Genomic DNA, 15,991 nt, shown 5'->3' with positions numbered 1-15,991 from the left:
GCACGTTCACAGCTCGCGCTCAGGGGCACGCCGATAGCGTGATCGGCATGTCTGCCCTGACGACCCGGCTGCGCCGAGCCCTGCCCCGCGTCTCGCGGCGCAGAGCCGTGGCCGGTGGCGTGGTTCTCGTGCTCGTGGCCGCGCTGGTGACCTGGGCCGCGCTGCCCGAACGGCACTCCTGGAACGCCACCGACGAGATGATCACGGTGAACTCCGGGCCGTCCGGCACCGAGCCGGTCTCCCTCGACACCCGCTTCTACCTGCCCCGGGACACCGACGGCAAGGTCCCGGCGGTGCTGCTCGCGCACGGCTTCGGGGGCACGAAGGACTCCGTCAGCGACGACGCCGAGGCCCTCGCGGACCGCGGTTACGCGGTGCTGACCTGGACCGCGCGCGGTTTCGGGCGCAGCGGCGGCGAGATCCATCTGGACAGCCCGGACTACGAGGTCAAGGACGCCCAGCGGCTGCTCGACTGGCTGGCCGCCCGGCCCGAGGTGCGCACCGACGCCACCGGGGACCCCCGGGTCGGCGTGGTCGGCGGCTCCTACGGCGGCGCGCTGTCGCTGCTGCTCGCCGGGCAGGACCCCCGGGTCGACGCGATCGTCCCGCAGATCACCTGGAACGACCTGGAACGTTCGTTCTTCCCGCAGGCCGCGGCGGACAGCGCGGCCCCGGCCGGCGTGTTCAAGAAGAGCTGGGCCGGCCTGTTCTTCGGCTCCGGTTCCGCTACCGACCAGCCCACCGGTCAGCCGGTAGCCGACCCCGCCTGCGGCCGGTTCGCGGCCGACGTCTGCGCCGCGTATCTCAAGATGGCGACCAACGGGACACCGGACGCGGCCACCACCGCGCTGCTGCGCAAGTCCAGCCCGGCCACCGTGCTCGACAAGATCAAGGCACCGTCGCTGCTCATCCAGGGCGCGGTCGACACGCTGTTCCCGCTGTCCGAGGCGGACGCCAACGCGCGGGGCATCGCCGCCACCGGCACGCCCGTGCGGGTCGCCTGGTTCACCGGCGGGCACGACGGCGGTGCCGGGCCGCAGACCGATGAGGACCGGGCCAAGGCGCTCACCGCCCAGTGGCTCGACCACTACGTGAAGGGCGAGGGATCCGCCCCGGAGAACAGCTTCACCTACTCCCGGGTCGCCGGGTTCAGCGCCCTGGACCGGGGGCTGGTCACCAACGGGTACTCCGATCCGACGTACCCCGGCCTGGGCGGGACCGGTCGTACCGAGGTCTCCGTCACCGGCGACGCGCAGCGGATCGCCGTGCCGCCCAACGGCAACCCCGGCGCGCTCTCCTCGCTGCCCGGCGTCGGCGGACAGCTCAGCTCGCTGCTCGGCAGCGTCGCCGGCGACGTCGGCGGCCAGCACGCCACGTTCGAGTCCGCGCCGGTGACCAGCGCGATCGAGGTCGTGGGTGCGCCCAGCGTGCAGCTGCGGGTGGCGTCACCGACCGGCGCGGCCACCGTCTTCGTGAAGCTCTACGACGTCGACCCGAACGGCACCGAGACGCTCAGCGGCGGCCTGATCGCGCCGGTCCGGCTCACCGGCCTGCCGGCCGACATCACCACGGCCCAGCCGGTCACCGTCACGCTGCCGGCCATCGTCCGCCGGATCGACCAGGGCCATACCGTACGCGTCGTCGTGGCCACCTCCGACCAGGCGTTCCTCACCCCGGCCGACCCCGCCGTCTACACCGTCGCGGTGGAACCCGCGGTGTCGCTGCCGACCGTGGTGGGCACGCCCATCGCCAACCCGCAGGTGCTGTGGCGCTGGGTCCTGCTCGGCGTGCTGGTCCTGATCGTCGCCGGCGTGCTGGCGACAGTGCTGATCACCCGCCGCCGGGCCCCCGCACCGGTCCCGGAGTTCGCCGACACCCCGCTCGTGGTCCGCGACCTGCGCAAGGCGTACGACGACGGCTTCGTGGCGGTGGAGAAGGTCGCGTTCCAGGTCGAGCGCGGCCAGGTCGTCGGCCTGCTCGGCCCCAACGGCGCGGGCAAGACCACCACGTTGCGGGTGCTCATGGGCCTGACCATGCCGACCTCCGGCGACGCGCTGGTGTTCGGCCAGCCGCTGGTGCCCGGCGCACCGATCCTGTCCCGGGTCGGCGCGCTCGTCGAGGGCCCCGGCTTCCTGCCGCATCTCAGCGGCTACGAGAACCTGACGGCGTACTGGCAGGCGACCGGGCGCCCACTCGCCGACGCCCGCTTCGACGAGGCGCTCGAGATCGCCGGGCTGGGCGCGTCCGTGCACCGCCGCACCAAGAACTACAGCCACGGCATGCGCCAGCGGCTGGCCATCGCCCAGGCCATGCTCGGCCTGCCGGAGCTGCTGGTGCTCGACGAACCCACGGACGGCCTCGACCCGCCGCAGATCGCCGAGATGCGCCGGGTGCTGCGCCGTTACGCCACCGACGGCCGCGCGGTCCTCGTCTCCAGCCACCTGCTCGCCGAGGTGGAACAGACCTGCACGCACGCGGTGGTGGTCAACAAGGGCCGGATCGTCGCGTCCGGCCCGGTCGACGACATCGTCGGCGACTCCCCGTCGGTGCAGCTCAGCGTCGACGACGTCGCGGCCGCCACGACGGTGCTGGCCACGCTGAACGTCAAGGAAGTGCGCCAGGACGGCCCGTCCGACCTGATCGTGGACATGAACGGCACACCCCGTGAGGAGATGGTGGCCTCCCTGGTCCGGGCCGGCGTCGGTGTGGACCGGGTCATGCCCCGCCGCCGCCTCGAAGACGCATTCCTCGCCCTGGTCGGCGACAACTCGCGAGGAAGTGGAGACCGATGACCCGTCCAACCACCCCGGCCACCGCCCCTGGCCGGACTGAAGGCAGCGTCATGGCAGCCGAGGGCTACAAGCCGACGGCGACGTTGCCGATCCGGGCGGAGATCCGGCGGCAGGCGTCGCGCCGGCGTACCCAACTGGCCCTGGGTTTCATGGTCCTGCTGCCGTTGATCATCCTGATCGCGTTCGAGTTCGGCGACGACGACGGACCCGACCGGGGCAACGCGTTCTCGTCCCTGAACGACCTGGCGACCTCCGGCGGCCTCAACTTCGCCCTCTTCACCATCCTGGTCTCGGCCAGTTTCCTGCTGGTGGTGGTCGTCGCCCTGTTCTGCGGCGACACCGTCGCCTCGGAGGCCAGCTGGGGCAGCCTGCGATACCTGCTGGCGATCCCGGTGCCCCGCGCCCGCCTGCTCGCGGTCAAGCTGATCGTGGCGCTGGGCTACTCGCTGGTCGCCCTGCTCACGCTCGTCGGCACCGCGCTGCTGGTGGGCACGCTGCGCTACGGCTGGCACCCGCTCAGCAGTACGGTCGCGGCGGAGATCCCGGCCGGCGATGGCGTGCTCCGGCTGCTCGGCATCGTCGGCTACCTCGCGGTGGTCATGCTCGGCGTGGCCGGCCTGGCCTTCCTGCTCTCGGTCGCGACCGACGCGGCCCTCGGCGCGGTGGGCGGGGCGGTGCTGCTCTGGATCCTGTCCAGCATCCTCGACCAGATCGAGGCCCTGGGTTCGATCCGCAACTTCCTCCCCACCCACTACAGCGACGCGTGGCTGGGCCTGCTCTCCAGCCCCATGCAGACCGACGACGTGGTCAAGGGTGCGATCTCAGCGGTCTGTTACGCGACGCTGTTCTGGTCGCTGGCCTTCTACCGCTTCACCCGCAAGGACATCACGTCGTAACTCAGATGATCGGCCCGGTGACGGTGAGTCGGGTCAGATCGTGGCTGCCCTGGCCTTCCTCCACAGCGGCCGGGCACCCTAGTCGCCGTCGCCATCCGGCACGATCCGGAATCCGGCGGGGTTCCTGAGGAAGATCCGGGTGCCACGCCGGACCAGATCACCACGTACGGAGACGTTGACCATCTGCTCATGGGCGCGGGTCGCCTGCAGGTAGTAGTCCGCGGAAAGGTTCATCCACACCCGTCGCAGGCGGTCGTCCCCATCCACCGTTCCGGCGATACTGATCTCGCCCGAACCCGAGCCCTCGCGGTGCAGACGCACGACACTTCCGGTCACCACCACGCCTTCCTCCGCGACGCGTTCCCGCAGCTCCTGCGCGGCGGCTTGGAGCACCGGCAGGTGGTCGTGGCGGAATCGGACAGGTGCGATCTTTCGCTGGAGCAGCGGCCTGGACGCGGCCAGCGACAGTTCGAGCTCGAACGGATGCCCGGCTTCCCCGCCGAGCCCCACCAGCGCTTCACAGAGATTCGCGCTGACACCCCGCCGAACCGAAGTGGTGAAAGCGTCCAGCCCGTCAACGCTGTCCAGCGCTTCGTTCGCGGCGTTGTAAGCGGCCCGCACAGCGTCGTACACCCGCAAGGAAACCCTGCGCTCGAACGGTTCGGAAGGCTCGAGCGCACCCCCGTCCGAGCTCAGCCGCGGCGGGATGAGCGTGTGCGCGGTCACGATGAAGCTGCCCTCCGCGCTCGGGCCGATCCGGACATCCCGGAGAAACCTCAAGACCTCTGCCGGCTTACGCGCAGGTTGCACAGCTTGCGGTTGGCTCGCACTCACCGAGCAGGCGGCGGCGACGATCACATTCCGCAGGCTCTCGAATGCCTGCACGCCGTCGTCCAGCCCGATCATGCCGGGCGGGCTGTCGGCCGGGAAAGCACGAATACTGTGAATGTCCATCGAGACATGAGAGATGTCCCGGAGCACGTCCAACTGCGAGCGCTGCTCGACGATCCCGAGGGTGCGCAGCACATCCAGAATGCGCGGGCTGTAATCCCGGAGCCCGGAGTCGATGGGCTGGACCACCTCGTACTCTTCGCCATCGACGTCTTTCGTCCACTGCACGCAGACCGCGTCCCGCTCCCGGGTCACCCAGCCGCGCGAGCGAAGGTACATCGCGACCTCGATCGGTGATCGAGCAGCGGCAGCATCACGGTCCGTGACCTGAGCATGGATCATGCCGACGCCCCTTCGAAATCACCGATCAACAGCGCACGCAGTGTCGTGGGCGTCAACAGATTCATTGTCGGCACCTCGAGCACAATGCTGCCGACGCCTCCCGCATCGCCGGACACCGGTGGAAAATCAGCCATCGAGAGCCAATAACCTGCCGTTCCCAACCTCATCGAATCATGCCCGCACTCCGCATAACCGGAGGCCATCGGTGGCACCACCACGACAAAGAGGAAGCGCGGAACCTGAAAACCTGGTCCGGCGATCTTGTTGTAGCTCTCCAGAGCCAACCGAACACGATACTTACCCCCTCTCAGATCAGGCTGGGATTTGGACTTGACCTGGCAGTCCAGCCTGGGTGACCGGTAGGTCCCGGTCGGGCCGGAGGCGGAGATCTGCCAGTCGACGCCGTCCAGATCGAGATTCGGCCGGCTCGCCGTCAGACCGGCTGCGCTGGCAAGCGCATAGATGAATCCCTCACCGTGCAGACCCTGGTGCACGTTCGCGTTCAAAGCTCGAGCCGCCTTCCCCACCGACCAGAGTTCGCTGCCGACGTGAGCTTGCGCCATGACGTCTAGGCATAGGTCAAGCATGCCATGCCTTCACGGCATCGTCCACCCCGCGACGACGGTGCGGCGATCGGCAGCGCACGTCCTGCTCTGCTTGAGTTCTACGACGGGGATGAGGTGGGCCTCGCGGCTGAGCGTTCCCGGGCGGAAGGCTTGGATCAGCGCGTTTCGGTCAGCGGCTGATCGTCGAGGAGCACGGTGAGGGTGTGGCGGGCGGTTTCGGCCATGGCTGGGTTGGTGTCGACGTAATACGGCAGCGCGGTGATGGCCTGGGACAGGGCCCAGCCCCGGCCTCGGCGCCAGGTGGCGTCGTCTGTCCCCAAGGCTTTTCGGTACGTGGCCCTGGCCGCCGCCGGCAGTAGGTTCCAGGCCGGCATCAGGTCCACTGCCGGGTCACCGAGGCAGACCGCTCCCAGATCGATCACCGCGGCCAGCCGGCCCTCGTGGATGAGCAGGTTGCCGGGCATCAGGTCGGCGTGCAGCCAGACGTCCGGGCCGTCATGAACGTCCGCGGCCAGGCAGTCGGCCCAGATGGTGGCCAGGCCGGCCGTGTCGGTGAGGTGGGTGCTCCCGGCCAGGGCGCCTCGGACGTCCTCGTCCCTCGTGTGCAGCGGGCCGCCCCGGGAGCGGCCGTTCCATGCTCCACCCTCGGTGTCCATGGCTTGCAGGGCCAGGACGAAGGCGGCCAGGTCGGTGGCCACGTCGTCGGCCGGGGTGGCGGGGCGGCCGGGGATCCAGCGGTAGGCGGCCCACCAGCCGGGGTAGCCGGGACCGGGTTCGCCCAGGGCCAGCGGTTCCGGGACCCGGCTCGGGACGTGGGGTGCGAGCAGCCTGGCGTGGTCCTGTTCGCGTCGCAGGTCGTCGGGGCCCTCGGGTAGGAGCGGGAAGCGGAGCACGAGGTCGTCGCCGAGGCGGAAGAGGGCGTTGACCGTGCCGGTGGACGCGACCGGGTGGACCGGGAGGGATGCCCAGGCCGGGAACTGGGCGGCGACCAGGGCGGTAACAGCGTCGGGGGTGAGGTCGACCTGACCGGCGTGCATCGTCATGCGCAGATGACCTCGAGCCCGGCGTCGCGGAAGGGCTGGAGGGTGCGGTTGTCGGCGCCGGAGTCGGTGACCAGGGTCTCGACCTTGCCGATGGGGCAGATGCGGGCGAACGCGTGGCCGCCGAGCTTGGAGGAGTCGGCGATGACCACGACGCGTTTGGCCCGGGCCACCATGAGGCTGTTCATGGCCGCCTCGCCCTCGTGGTGGGCGGCCGCGCCGAGTTCCACGTCGAGGGCGTCGACGCCGAGCAGGACGATGTCGAGGGTGACCTCTTTGAGCAGTGCCCCGCCGAGCGGGCCGACCAGCTCGAAGGACTGGGGGCGGACCACGCCGCCGGCCACCACGATTTTCATCCGGGAGCGGACCAGCAGCTCGTTGGCGATGTTGAGGGCGTTGGTGACGACGGTGAGCTGTGCGCCCTCGCCGCTGGTGTTGAGGTCGGGGCGCACGGCCAGGGCCCGGGCGACCTCGGTCATGGTGGTGCCGCCGTTGAGGCCGACCACCGTGCCGGGGGTGACGAGGGTCGCCGCGGCCTCGCCGATGCGTTGTTTCTCGGCCGAGTGCTTGGCGCTCTTGTAGCGCAGCGGCAGGTCGTAGGAGACGCCGTTGGCGACCGCGCCACCCCGGGTCCGGGTGATCATCTGCTGCTGGGCGAGCTGGTCGAAGTCGCGGCGGATGGTGGCCTGGGAGACGTCCAGGCGGGCGGCGGCGTCCTCCACCGTGACGCGGCCGCTCTCGGCCAGGAGCTCGAGCAGGGCATTCCAGCGCGCATACCGGTCCACCGCGAACTCCCTGCTCGTTTCATGCTAGGTGGGTGCACATTAGTGCGCGAAACCTTGCCTAGCAAAGAGGCTAGCTGCGCGAAGGTTGCGGCCGAGCCGGTGTTCCACGCAGAATGGCGCTCGAAAGACCCGCCTAGCGAGCGCTTATGCGCAGCACGACGCTCTGATGAGGGACCGCATGAGTCACGTCAAGGTGGAGATCGCCAGCCAGCCGGACTGCTGGCGACTGGCCGCCGAGATGGCCGGCGCGGCGGGCCTGCCGGAACGCGGCGAGCGGGTGGCGGTCGCCGGGTGCGGCACGTCGTGGTTCATCGCCCAGGCGTACGCGAACCTGCGCGAGCGCGACGGCCACGGCGAGACCGACGCGTTCCAGGCCTCGGAGTTCCCGGCCGGCCGCGGCTACGACCGGGTCATCGCCATCACCCGCTCCGGCACCACCACCGAGATCCTCGACCTGCTGACCGCGCTCGACGGCCGGGTGCCGACCACGGTGATCACCGCGGACCGCGACGCCCCGGCCCTCCCGCTGGCCGGCGAGTCCATCGTGCTCGACTTCGCCGAGGAACTGTCGGTGGTGCAGACCCGGTTCGCCACCAGCACGCTCGCGCTGCTGCGGGCCCACCTCGGCCACGACATCGAGGCGGTCGCGGAGGACGGGGACGCGGCCGTACGCCTGCCGTTGCCGGTGCATCCCGCGCTGGCCGAGCAGATCACGTTCCTCGGCCGCGGCTGGACCGTCGGCCTGGCCCAGGAGGCCGCGCTCAAGTGCCGGGAGGCGGCCGGCTGGTGGGCCGAGGCGTACCCGGCGATGGAGTACCGGCACGGGCCGATCGCGATCGCCCGGGCCCGGCGGGTCGTCTGGGCGTTCGGCGAGGTTCCGGACGGCCTGTCCGCCGAGGTCGAGGCGACCGGTGCGACATTCGTGCACAGCCAGCACAACGGCGGCTACTGGGGCGCGGGCAAGGACTTCGACCCGATGGCCGACCTGGTGGTCGCGCAGCGCGTGGCGGTGCTGTTCGCGACCAGCCAGGGTCTCGACCCCGACCACCCGAGAGGGGTAACACGATCGGTGGTCCTGCCATGAACACGAACGCCGTCGTGGCCCTCGACGTCGGCGGCACCGGCATGAAGTGCGCGCTGGTCGGCACCGACGGCACGGTGCTGCACACCGAACGGCATCCCACGCTGGCCCAGCGGGGCCCGGAGGCCGTCACGGAGAACATCCTCGAGGTGGCCGCCGGTCTGGCCGCCCGGGCCCGCGCCGACGGGCTGGTACCCGTGGCCGCCGGGGTGGTCGTGCCGGGAGTCGTCGACGAGGACAACGGCATCGCGGTCTGGTCGAGCAACGTGGGCTTCCGCGACGTACCGCTGCGGCGGCTGGTGGAACAACGGCTCGGGCTCCCCGCGGCGCTCGGCCACGACGTACGCGCCGGGGGTCTTGCCGAGGCCCGCCTCGGCGCCGGGCGCGACGAACGGCACGTGCTCTTCATCGCGATCGGCACCGGCATCGCGGCCGCGCACGTCGTCGACGGCAAGGCGGAAGCGGGTGCGCACGGCGCGGCCGGCGAGGTCGGGCACATCGTCGTGCGACCCGGCGGAGCCTCCTGCCCGTGCGGCGGGCGGGGCTGCCTGGAATCGGTGGCGTCGGCGTCCGCGGTCGGCCGGCGCTACGTCGAGCTCTCCGGCGAGGCCGGGGTGACCGCCCACGACGTCGCCACCCGGGCCGCGGCCGGCGAGGAACTCGCCAACCGGGTGTGGACCGAGGCGGTCGAGGCGTTCGCGGACGGCCTGCTCACCGCGCAGGCGCTGTACGACGCCGGCATCGTCGTGCTCGGCGGCGGGCTCGCCGAGGCCGGGGAGGCGCTGCTCGCCCCGCTGCGGGAGGCCCTGAGGTCCCGGGTGACGTTCCACCGGATGCCCGCCATCGTGCGCGCGGGACTCGGCGACACCGCGGGGTGTCTCGGCGCCGCCCTGCTCGCCCTCGACTCCTTGGAGACCGACCTGTGAAGATCCACGGCCGCATCGTCCGGCCCGGCGCGGTGGCGCCCGGGTACGTCGAGGTGGACGGCCCCACGATCCGGTCCGTCGAGGAATCCGGGCACGCCGGTGACGACATCGTCATGCCGGGCTTCGTGGACCTGCACTGCCACGGCGGCGGTGGGCACACCTTCACCCGCGGTGACGTGGACGACGCCGCGAAGGCCGCCCGCTTCCACCTCGGGTACGGCACCACGACCATGCTCGCCAGCCTGGTCAGCTCGCCGTGGGAGCTGATGCGGGACGCGACCGTGGCCTACCTGCCGCTGGTCGAGAAGGGCGCGATCGCGGGCCTGCACTTCGAGGGGCCGTACCTGAGCGCGGTGCGCTGCGGCGCGCAGAACCCGGAATTCCTCCGCGATCCCGCGCTCGAGGAGCTCTCCGCCCTGATCAAGATCGGCGGGCGGGCGATCCGGATGGTCACCATCGCCCCGGAGCTGCCGGGCGCACTGGAGGCCATCCACTACCTGCGCGAGAACGGGGTGGCTCCCGCGATCGGGCACACCGATGCCTCGTACCAGCAGACCCTGGCCGGGGTGGCGGCCGGCGCGACCGTCGGCACCCACGTCTTCAACGGCATGCCCCCGGCCCACCACCGCGAGCCGGGCCCGGTCGTAGCGCTGCTCGACTCCCCCGGCATCGTGTGCGAACTGGTCGCCGACGGCATCCACCTGCACGACGGGACGCTGCGGTTCGCCGCGCACGCCACCGGGCCGGGCCGGTCCGCGCTGATCACCGACGCGATGGACGCCGCCGGGATGCCCGACGGCGACTACGAGCTGGGCGGCCAGGCGGTCACCGTGTCCGGGCGGGTCGCGCGGCTGGCCCGCAACGGTTCGATCGCCGGCAGCACGCTGACCATGGACGCCGCGTTCCGGCAGGCGGTCGGCGCCGGACTGGACCTGCCGGCGGCGTCGGCGATGGCCTCGGCGACCCCGGCCCGGGTGCTGGGTCTCGGCGACGAGATCGGCACGCTGGCCGCCGGGATGCGCGCCGACCTGGTGGTTCTTTCGCCGGAGCTGCGGGTCAAGCGAGTGCTTCGGTCCGGCTCCTGGATCTGAGAAAGGCCTCCCACGGTACGCGGGAGAGCAGCCGCGCCAGCAGCAGACCGAGCAGGAGTCCGGCGATCGAGTCGGTGATCCAGTGGAACGCCAGGTACGTCGTCGTGATGAAGACGACGACCGGCGGCACCACCCGCAGCGTCAGATACACGCGGGGCGACAGCGGCGCGAACAACAGCGCGTTGAGCAGCACCGCGATGATGAAGTACCAGGCCAGAGCATTGGCGACGTGGCCCGACGGATAGCTGACCGAATACTGCCCGGACGCCGCCGGGTTGAACAGGATCTCGCGGTCGGGTCCGACGAAACCCGGCGCGGCCCGGTCCAGCCAGATCTTCAGCGGGCCGATGGTGACGTAGGTGAGCACGAACACCGACGCGAACGGCACCAGCGCCCGCCACGAGCGCATCCGCCAGAACAGCAGAGCCGTGAGCACCAGCGCCACCGGCATCAGCACCTGGCCGCCCTGGCCGAGGTAATTCAGCACCCGCAGCGTCCAGTAGAGCGGCGCGGGCCGGTGCGCGGACACCCAGTCGGCGATCGCGACGTCGGTGGCGAGCAGATGCCCCCGGGCCAGCGCGACGGTCAGCGCGACGAAGCCCGCCACCAGCAGGACGTCCGGCCACCACCCACGTAAGCGCATGGGCTCAAGCTACAAGGTCAGAGAAAGTTCTTGAGCTTGCTGTAGAGCAGGTCGGCGCGGACGCCGGAGTTCGGGCAGCCGCCGAAGTGGTGCAGCGCGACCACCTTGTTCGTCCGGCGGGACAGCACCGGGCTGCCACTGGAACCACCCTCGGTGTCGCAGTAGTACGAGACGTCCGAGCCCTTCGCGTAGCCGTCGAACCCGTTGCTGGCGACCGCGCAGGTGCCGGCCTTCTCGCCGAGCCGGCCGGCGATCCGGGTCGGCTCGCCCGCCGGGTGCTGTGGGACGTACAGCTCCTGCCCCTTCGCCGGGCGGGCGGTGTCGAGCGTCAGCGAACCGAACTTCTGGACCTGGTCGAAGTCGTCGACGGTGAACAGCGTGTAGTCGTACACCCGGTTGGTGGCCAGGACCCGGTCGCCCCAGACCTTGGTCGGCCGGAAGACGTCGTACCCGCCGCACTTCGCGCACTGGTAGTTGAACCAGACCTCGGTCTCGTACGCGTCACCCGAGGTCGCGAAGCAGTGATTGTTCGTCACCATGCGGTTCTTCTTGCCGACCCGCCAGCCGGTGCACAGCTCGGTGCCGTTGATCAGGAGCCGGGCGATCGCCTTGGACCGGGTGAACGCCACCGGGTCCACCGACTTGTAACAGACCGCGTCGCGGCTCTCGTCCCCGCCGCAGACCGACTCCTCCCGGCCCGTACGCCCCGGGGGTCGCAGCAGGCCGTCCGGCGCCCGGGTCTGTTCCTGGCGGGTGAAGCCCTTGGCGACCTTGTCGATGTGCACGCCGAGCCGGCCGAGCACGGCGCGGGTCAGGACACCCCCGCCGCGGTGCAGTTCCACCACGGCGGTGTCGCCGGTGACCGACATCGCCCATTTGGCGCTCGGGCCGGTGGCGAGCACGCCGGGCGCGTCGTAGCGGTACGACTCCGTGCCCGAGGTGTCCGAGACGGTCAGGTAGTCGCCTGGGAACATCGTCATGCGGCTGAAGTGCAGCTTGACGTACGACGCCTGCGGGTATCGCAAGACCTGGCGCGCCGGGGCACCGTACCCGAGTGGTCTGTCCAGGCCGAGCACCTCACCGACCCGCTGCTTGCCGTCGTCGGCCGGTTCGGTCTGGGCGGTCCCGGTCTGGGCGGCCTCGGTCTCGGCGTCCGCGGGGCGGGGCAGCAGGGTGGTGTCGACCGGGGCGGCCTCGTGCCAGGTGCCGATCTCGCGTCCCTCGCCGCCGGACCGGGTCCACGCCACCGCGCCGGCGGTGCCGACCAGGGCCAGAGCGGCGACAGCCCCGACGACAATGCTCATCGAGCGGCGCACAATCACTCCCGTCCCTCGAGTTCCTCTGCGTCTCGCTTGTGTGTAACGAGCCACGTGCGGCAGCGACGCGCCGATGGAAGGGGGCACACTGGGGTCCGTGCGCATCACTTCCGCCCTCATCGACCCGGCACTGCTCGAGCTGCCGTGGAACATCCCGCTGGAAGAATGGCCCGCCGACCACCTCGTCGCCCTGCCGCAGGGCATCTCGCGGCACATCGTCCGGTTCGTCAAGCTCAACGAGACCGTCTACGCGCTGAAAGAGACGCGCGAGAAGATCGCCGAGAAGGAATACGACCTGCTGCGCGCGCTGGAGCGGATCGACTTCCCGGCCGTCGAGGCGGTGGGCATCGTCACCGACCGGATCGACGACGCCGGCGAGCCGCTGGAAACCGTGCTGATCACCCGGCACCTGCAGTTCTCGCTGCCCTACCGCGCGCTCTTCTCGCACGTGCTGCGCCCCGAGACGATGAACAGGCTGCTGGACGCGCTCGCCGCACTCGTCGTGCGGATGCACCTCACCGGCTTCTCCTGGGGTGACTGCTCGCTGTCCAACACGCTGTTCCGCCGCGACGCCGGGGCGTTCGCCGCCTACCTGGTCGACGCCGAGACCGGCAACCTGTACCCCAAGCTCTCCGAGGGGCAGCGGTCCGAGGACATCGAGATCCTGCGGCTGAACATCTTCGGCGAGTGCCTCGACCTGGAGGCCGCCGAGCTGCTGCACCCGTCGATCGACCCGGAGTCGGTGGTCGACGACATCATCGCGCGCTACGAGCAGCTGTGGCACGAGGTGACGTATGAGCAGGAGGTCCCGCGCGACGCCCGGGACGCCCGGCACGACATCGAGGGCCGCATCCGCCGGCTCAACGAGCTCGGCTTCGATGTGGCCGAGGTGGCCATGTCCACCGTGGACAGCGGTTACCGGGTCCGGCCCAAGGTCGTCGACGCGGGTTACCACACCCGCCGGCTGATCCGGCTGACCGGCCTCGACGCCGAGGAGAACCAGGCCCGGCAGCTGCTCAACGACCTCGACACGTACCGCGCCGAGAGCGACCTGACCGACGAGCAGCAGGCCGCCCACCGCTGGCTGACCGAGGTGTTCGAGCCGGTGGTCCGCGCGGTCCCGGCCCACCTGCGGCACAAGCTCGAGCCGCAGGAGATCTTCTCGCAGATCATCCAGCACAAGTGGCTGCTCTCCGAGCGCGCCGGACGCGACGTCGGCATGGCCCCCGCGGTGCAGTCCTACCTGACCGACGTCCTCGCCCACAAACCCGACGAGCAGGCCGTCCTCGGCATCGAGATCAACGCCTAGAGCGTCTCGTCCGCGAAGATCAGCGGTTCGCTGGCCTGCTCGACCAGGGCGCGCAGGCCGGCCCGCCGTGCGACGACCACGACCCGGTCGTCCGCGGACAGGATCCGGCGCGGGTCGGGGCTCCAGTCGACCCACTCGCTGCCCGCGGCGGCCAGGCCGATGACGCGTACGCTCACCGCACGCTCGGCCACGCTCAGCGCCGCGCCGTCCAGCGGGGAGCCGGCGACCACCCGTACGTTCGCGATCAGCACCGCGTGCCGGTCGACCGGGATCGTCGCGATCACGTCGCGTTCCAGCATCGCCGCGGCGAACGCGGGCGCGACCATGCGGGACACGCTGCGGGAGATGTCGATGTTGAACGCGGTCTGCACCCGCTGCGCGAAGTCGTCGTCGAACAGCCGCAGCACGACCCGGATGTCGGCCCGGGCCTCCCGCGCGTTCAGGGCCGCCTGCAGGTTGGTGACGTCGTCGGTGGACACCACCACCAGGGCCCGGCTGGTCGCGATCGACGCCTGAGCGAGCGTCTCCTCCGCCGCGCCGTCCCCGATGATCAGCGGGATGCCCAGCTCCTCGGCCACCTTGACGCCGCGCGCCTCCCGGCTGAGGTCGATCGCCACCACCTCGAACCCCAGGTCGTGCAGCTGGCGGATGACCCGGGCGCCGACGTTGCCGAGCCCGACCACCACCACGTGGTCCTCGCGGTGCCCGGCGAACCGCCCGCCCGCGAGCGCGAGCCGGGCGCTGACCACGCCCTCGACCACGGCGGCGGTGATCAGCGGCAACAGCGCCAGGCCGGCGATCGTCAGGACGAGCTGCGCGGCCTGGGCGAGCCCGTCCCGCTTGTCCTCCACGTCGGACGAGCCGACCACGGTCATCAGGGTGACGTAGATGGACGTCCAGAAGCCGTGATAGTCGAGGCTGACGGCCAGCACCGTGCCGGACACCGCGGTCACCACCAGCGTGACCGCGACGGCCACGCCGAGCTTGCGGCTCAGCGCGGCCCGCAGCGCCCGCCCGAGCCCGGACAGCGGACGCCGCCGCCGGGGGCGCCGCAGCGGGGCCGGGGTCTTGCCGCTCGCCTCGGCCAGCACCAGGTCGGACGCACGCTGGGCGGCCGGCGCCGGCTCGGCGGGCAGCACGGCCACATGCCCGACCCCGTCGGCGGCGGTCAGGGTGCAGACGATCCGGTCCGGGTCGACCTGCGCCCGGCGGGCGACATGGACGGTACGGCCGGGAAGCCGCACGTGGGTGGGCATGACCTCGCCCAGCGCGGCCGCCACGAACGCCGGGGCGGCCATCGACGCGTCCGAGAGCACCGCGCAGTCCTCGAACAGGCGCCGCACGCCGTACCCGAGGCCGGAGTTGAACATCCGGATGACCAGCCGCAGCTCCGGCTCGACCGCCTGGGCGCACAGCGCGGCGTGCAGATTCACCACGTCGTCCGGCATGACCAGGGCCAGCGCGGTGGCACCGGCCAGGCCCGCCGCACGGAACGTCCGCTCGTCGAGCCGGTCGGCCCGGATGACGCGGACGCCCCGCAACCCGGCCAGATCCGGCACGTCGCGCCGCAGCCGGGTCGGCACGATGACGGTCAGCCGGACCCGGTGCCCGGCGTTCGACAACTCCTCGGCCAGCGTGTACACCAGCGCGTCGGCGCCGCAGACCACGAAGTGCGGCCGGGGATCACCGTTGCGCGGCAGCAAGCGCGACACCAGCGACCGGCGGATCCCGGCGCGGAGCGGATCGACGGACATGGCCGCATCGTAGCCACCCGCCACCGCTCCGGCGGCCCGTCATGTCCCAGGAGAGGTCACGTCCCAGGAGAGGAGCAGGAACGGCTCCTCGTCGTCGGCGCCGGCCCTGCGGTACGTCCGCTGGGCGGCCTCGTTGTCGATCTCGGTGCCGACCCACATGCCGTAGCAGCCCCGCTCACGGGCGATCGCGGCCAGCGCCTCGACCAGGGCCGTCCCGACGCCCTTGAGCCGGGCGTGCGGTGCGACGCCCAGTTCGTACAAGAACATCTCGGTGCCCTTGTCGGGGTGGGTCATCTCCACCCCGGTGACCATGCCGACCGCCCGGTCGTCCTCGTAGGCGAGCAGCAGGTGATGATCCGGATGCGCGAGGAATTTCTCCGTCGCGGCGACCAGCGGCGGGCCGTCGAACAGATCGGCGGCAGCAAGGACGGCCGCGGCATCCGCGACCCGCTCTATACGCATAGAGCCCCCGGTCGGAATCGAACCGACGACATCCTGTTTACAAGACAGGTGCTCTAGCCAACTGAGCTACAGGGGCGCGCGGACAGCATACCGGGTG

Annotated in this window: 14 protein-coding genes and 1 tRNA gene; 6 read left to right on the top strand and 9 right to left on the bottom strand. The window is 71.2% G+C overall.

The window, feature by feature from the left end; translation table 11 throughout:
* Positions 1-47: 47 nt before the first annotated feature.
* Together ACIA6A_RS10380 and ACIA6A_RS10375 are read left to right on the top strand one after the other, a co-directional pair.
* Positions 48-2,792 (top strand): alpha/beta fold hydrolase, encoded by a 2,745-nt coding sequence (locus ACIA6A_RS10380; protein WP_396097209.1) that lies wholly within the window; start codon positions 48-50, stop codon positions 2,790-2,792.
* Positions 2,789-3,688 carry an ABC transporter permease gene (locus ACIA6A_RS10375; RefSeq protein ID WP_396097208.1) on the top strand — a complete coding sequence of 300 codons (900 nt, stop codon included), beginning with the start codon at positions 2,789-2,791 and terminating at the stop codon, positions 3,686-3,688. Before ACIA6A_RS10380 ends, ACIA6A_RS10375 begins: the two co-directional genes overlap by 4 nt.
* Positions 3,689-3,766: 78 nt before the next feature.
* On the opposite strand, the gene ACIA6A_RS10370 is transcribed toward ACIA6A_RS10375, so the two are convergent.
* The 4 genes from ACIA6A_RS10370 to ACIA6A_RS10355 form a co-directional block, all read right to left on the bottom strand.
* Positions 3,767-4,921 carry a hypothetical protein gene (locus ACIA6A_RS10370; RefSeq protein ID WP_396097207.1) on the bottom strand — a complete coding sequence of 385 codons (1,155 nt, stop codon included), beginning with the start codon at positions 4,919-4,921 and terminating at the stop codon, positions 3,767-3,769.
* Positions 4,918-5,484: a DUF4365 domain-containing protein gene (locus ACIA6A_RS10365; protein ID WP_396097206.1), complete on the bottom strand. Its 567-nt coding sequence runs from the start codon at positions 5,482-5,484 to the stop codon at positions 4,918-4,920. Before ACIA6A_RS10365 ends, ACIA6A_RS10370 begins: the two co-directional genes overlap by 4 nt.
* 158 nt (positions 5,485-5,642) lie before the next feature.
* Positions 5,643-6,530 (bottom strand): aminoglycoside phosphotransferase family protein, encoded by an 888-nt coding sequence (locus ACIA6A_RS10360; protein WP_396097205.1) that lies wholly within the window; start codon positions 6,528-6,530, stop codon positions 5,643-5,645.
* Positions 6,527-7,312, bottom strand: a complete 786-nt coding sequence (locus tag ACIA6A_RS10355) for a DeoR/GlpR family DNA-binding transcription regulator (RefSeq protein ID WP_396097204.1) — start codon at positions 7,310-7,312, stop codon at positions 6,527-6,529. Before ACIA6A_RS10355 ends, ACIA6A_RS10360 begins: the two co-directional genes overlap by 4 nt.
* A gap of 178 nt (positions 7,313-7,490) precedes the next feature.
* Between ACIA6A_RS10355 and ACIA6A_RS10350 the strand changes: the two genes are divergently transcribed.
* The 3 genes from ACIA6A_RS10350 to nagA are packed head-to-tail and all read left to right on the top strand — an operon-like array spanning position 7,491 to position 10,410.
* Positions 7,491-8,396: an SIS domain-containing protein gene (locus ACIA6A_RS10350; RefSeq protein WP_396097203.1), complete on the top strand. Its 906-nt coding sequence runs from the start codon at positions 7,491-7,493 to the stop codon at positions 8,394-8,396.
* Positions 8,393-9,319, top strand: a complete 927-nt coding sequence (locus ACIA6A_RS10345; RefSeq protein ID WP_396097202.1) for an ROK family protein — start codon at positions 8,393-8,395, stop codon at positions 9,317-9,319. Before ACIA6A_RS10350 ends, ACIA6A_RS10345 begins: the two co-directional genes overlap by 4 nt.
* Positions 9,316-10,410 (top strand): N-acetylglucosamine-6-phosphate deacetylase, encoded by a 1,095-nt coding sequence (gene nagA, locus ACIA6A_RS10340; RefSeq protein WP_396097201.1) that lies wholly within the window; start codon positions 9,316-9,318, stop codon positions 10,408-10,410. Before ACIA6A_RS10345 ends, nagA begins: the two co-directional genes overlap by 4 nt.
* On the opposite strand, the gene ACIA6A_RS10335 is transcribed toward nagA, so the two are convergent.
* Both ACIA6A_RS10335 and ACIA6A_RS10330 read right to left on the bottom strand, forming a co-directional pair.
* On the bottom strand, positions 10,376-11,053 hold the full coding sequence (locus ACIA6A_RS10335) for a phosphatase PAP2 family protein (RefSeq protein ID WP_396097200.1): 678 nt from the start codon (positions 11,051-11,053) through the stop codon (positions 10,376-10,378). The two genes, nagA and ACIA6A_RS10335, sit on opposite strands and share 35 nt — an antisense overlap.
* Positions 11,054-11,070: 17 nt before the next feature.
* Positions 11,071-12,357, bottom strand: a complete 1,287-nt coding sequence (locus ACIA6A_RS10330) for a trypsin-like serine peptidase (RefSeq protein ID WP_396097199.1) — start codon at positions 12,355-12,357, stop codon at positions 11,071-11,073.
* 85 nt (positions 12,358-12,442) lie between these two features.
* Between ACIA6A_RS10330 and ACIA6A_RS10325 the strand changes: the two genes are divergently transcribed.
* Entirely contained in the window at positions 12,443-13,678 is a 1,236-nt protein-coding gene (locus tag ACIA6A_RS10325; RefSeq protein WP_396097198.1) for a DUF4032 domain-containing protein, read from the top strand.
* On the opposite strand, the gene ACIA6A_RS10320 is transcribed toward ACIA6A_RS10325, so the two are convergent.
* The 3 genes from ACIA6A_RS10320 to ACIA6A_RS10310 all read right to left on the bottom strand — a co-directional run bounded on the left by ACIA6A_RS10320 (position 13,675) and on the right by ACIA6A_RS10310 (position 15,970).
* A complete protein-coding gene (locus tag ACIA6A_RS10320) occupies positions 13,675-15,432 on the bottom strand; it encodes a potassium channel family protein (RefSeq protein WP_396097197.1) in 1,758 nt (585 codons plus the stop codon). The two genes, ACIA6A_RS10325 and ACIA6A_RS10320, sit on opposite strands and share 4 nt — an antisense overlap.
* Positions 15,433-15,471: 39 nt before the next feature.
* Positions 15,472-15,894, bottom strand: coding sequence for a GNAT family N-acetyltransferase (locus ACIA6A_RS10315; protein WP_396097196.1), 423 nt, complete (start codon positions 15,892-15,894; stop codon positions 15,472-15,474).
* Between the two features lie 2 nt (positions 15,895-15,896).
* Positions 15,897-15,970 (bottom strand) — tRNA-Thr (locus ACIA6A_RS10310).
* Positions 15,971-15,991: the final 21 nt, after the last annotated feature.

Origin of the sequence: Actinoplanes sp. NPDC051494 (assembly GCF_044454705.1) — a bacterium.
Classification (GTDB): domain Bacteria; phylum Actinomycetota; class Actinomycetes; order Mycobacteriales; family Micromonosporaceae; genus Actinoplanes.
Note: the sequence above shows the minus strand (reverse complement) of the source record. Positions and strands in the feature narration are given on the sequence as shown.

Bases quoted from the DNA above. Each gene is read 5' to 3' on its own strand.
- ACIA6A_RS10375 (WP_396097208.1), top strand. From the start codon at position 2,789: ATGACCCGTCCAACCACCCCGGCCACCGCCCCTGGCCGGACTGAAGGC.
- ACIA6A_RS10325 (WP_396097198.1), top strand. From the start codon at position 12,443: ATGGAAGGGGGCACACTGGGGTCCGTGCGCATCACTTCCGCCCTCATC.
- ACIA6A_RS10380 (WP_396097209.1), top strand. From the start codon at position 48: ATGTCTGCCCTGACGACCCGGCTGCGCCGAGCCCTGCCCCGCGTCTCG.
- ACIA6A_RS10315 (WP_396097196.1), bottom strand. From the start codon at position 15,894: ATGCGTATAGAGCGGGTCGCGGATGCCGCGGCCGTCCTTGCTGCCGCC.
- ACIA6A_RS10320 (WP_396097197.1), bottom strand. From the start codon at position 15,432: ATGTCCGTCGATCCGCTCCGCGCCGGGATCCGCCGGTCGCTGGTGTCG.
- ACIA6A_RS10365 (WP_396097206.1), bottom strand. From the start codon at position 5,484: ATGGCGCAAGCTCACGTCGGCAGCGAACTCTGGTCGGTGGGGAAGGCG.
- ACIA6A_RS10370 (WP_396097207.1), bottom strand. From the start codon at position 4,921: ATGATCCATGCTCAGGTCACGGACCGTGATGCTGCCGCTGCTCGATCA.
- ACIA6A_RS10350 (WP_396097203.1), top strand. From the start codon at position 7,491: ATGAGTCACGTCAAGGTGGAGATCGCCAGCCAGCCGGACTGCTGGCGA.
- ACIA6A_RS10345 (WP_396097202.1), top strand. From the start codon at position 8,393: ATGAACACGAACGCCGTCGTGGCCCTCGACGTCGGCGGCACCGGCATG.
- ACIA6A_RS10360 (WP_396097205.1), bottom strand. From the start codon at position 6,530: ATGACGATGCACGCCGGTCAGGTCGACCTCACCCCCGACGCTGTTACC.
- ACIA6A_RS10330 (WP_396097199.1), bottom strand. From the start codon at position 12,357: ATGAGCATTGTCGTCGGGGCTGTCGCCGCTCTGGCCCTGGTCGGCACC.
- ACIA6A_RS10335 (WP_396097200.1), bottom strand. From the start codon at position 11,053: ATGCGCTTACGTGGGTGGTGGCCGGACGTCCTGCTGGTGGCGGGCTTC.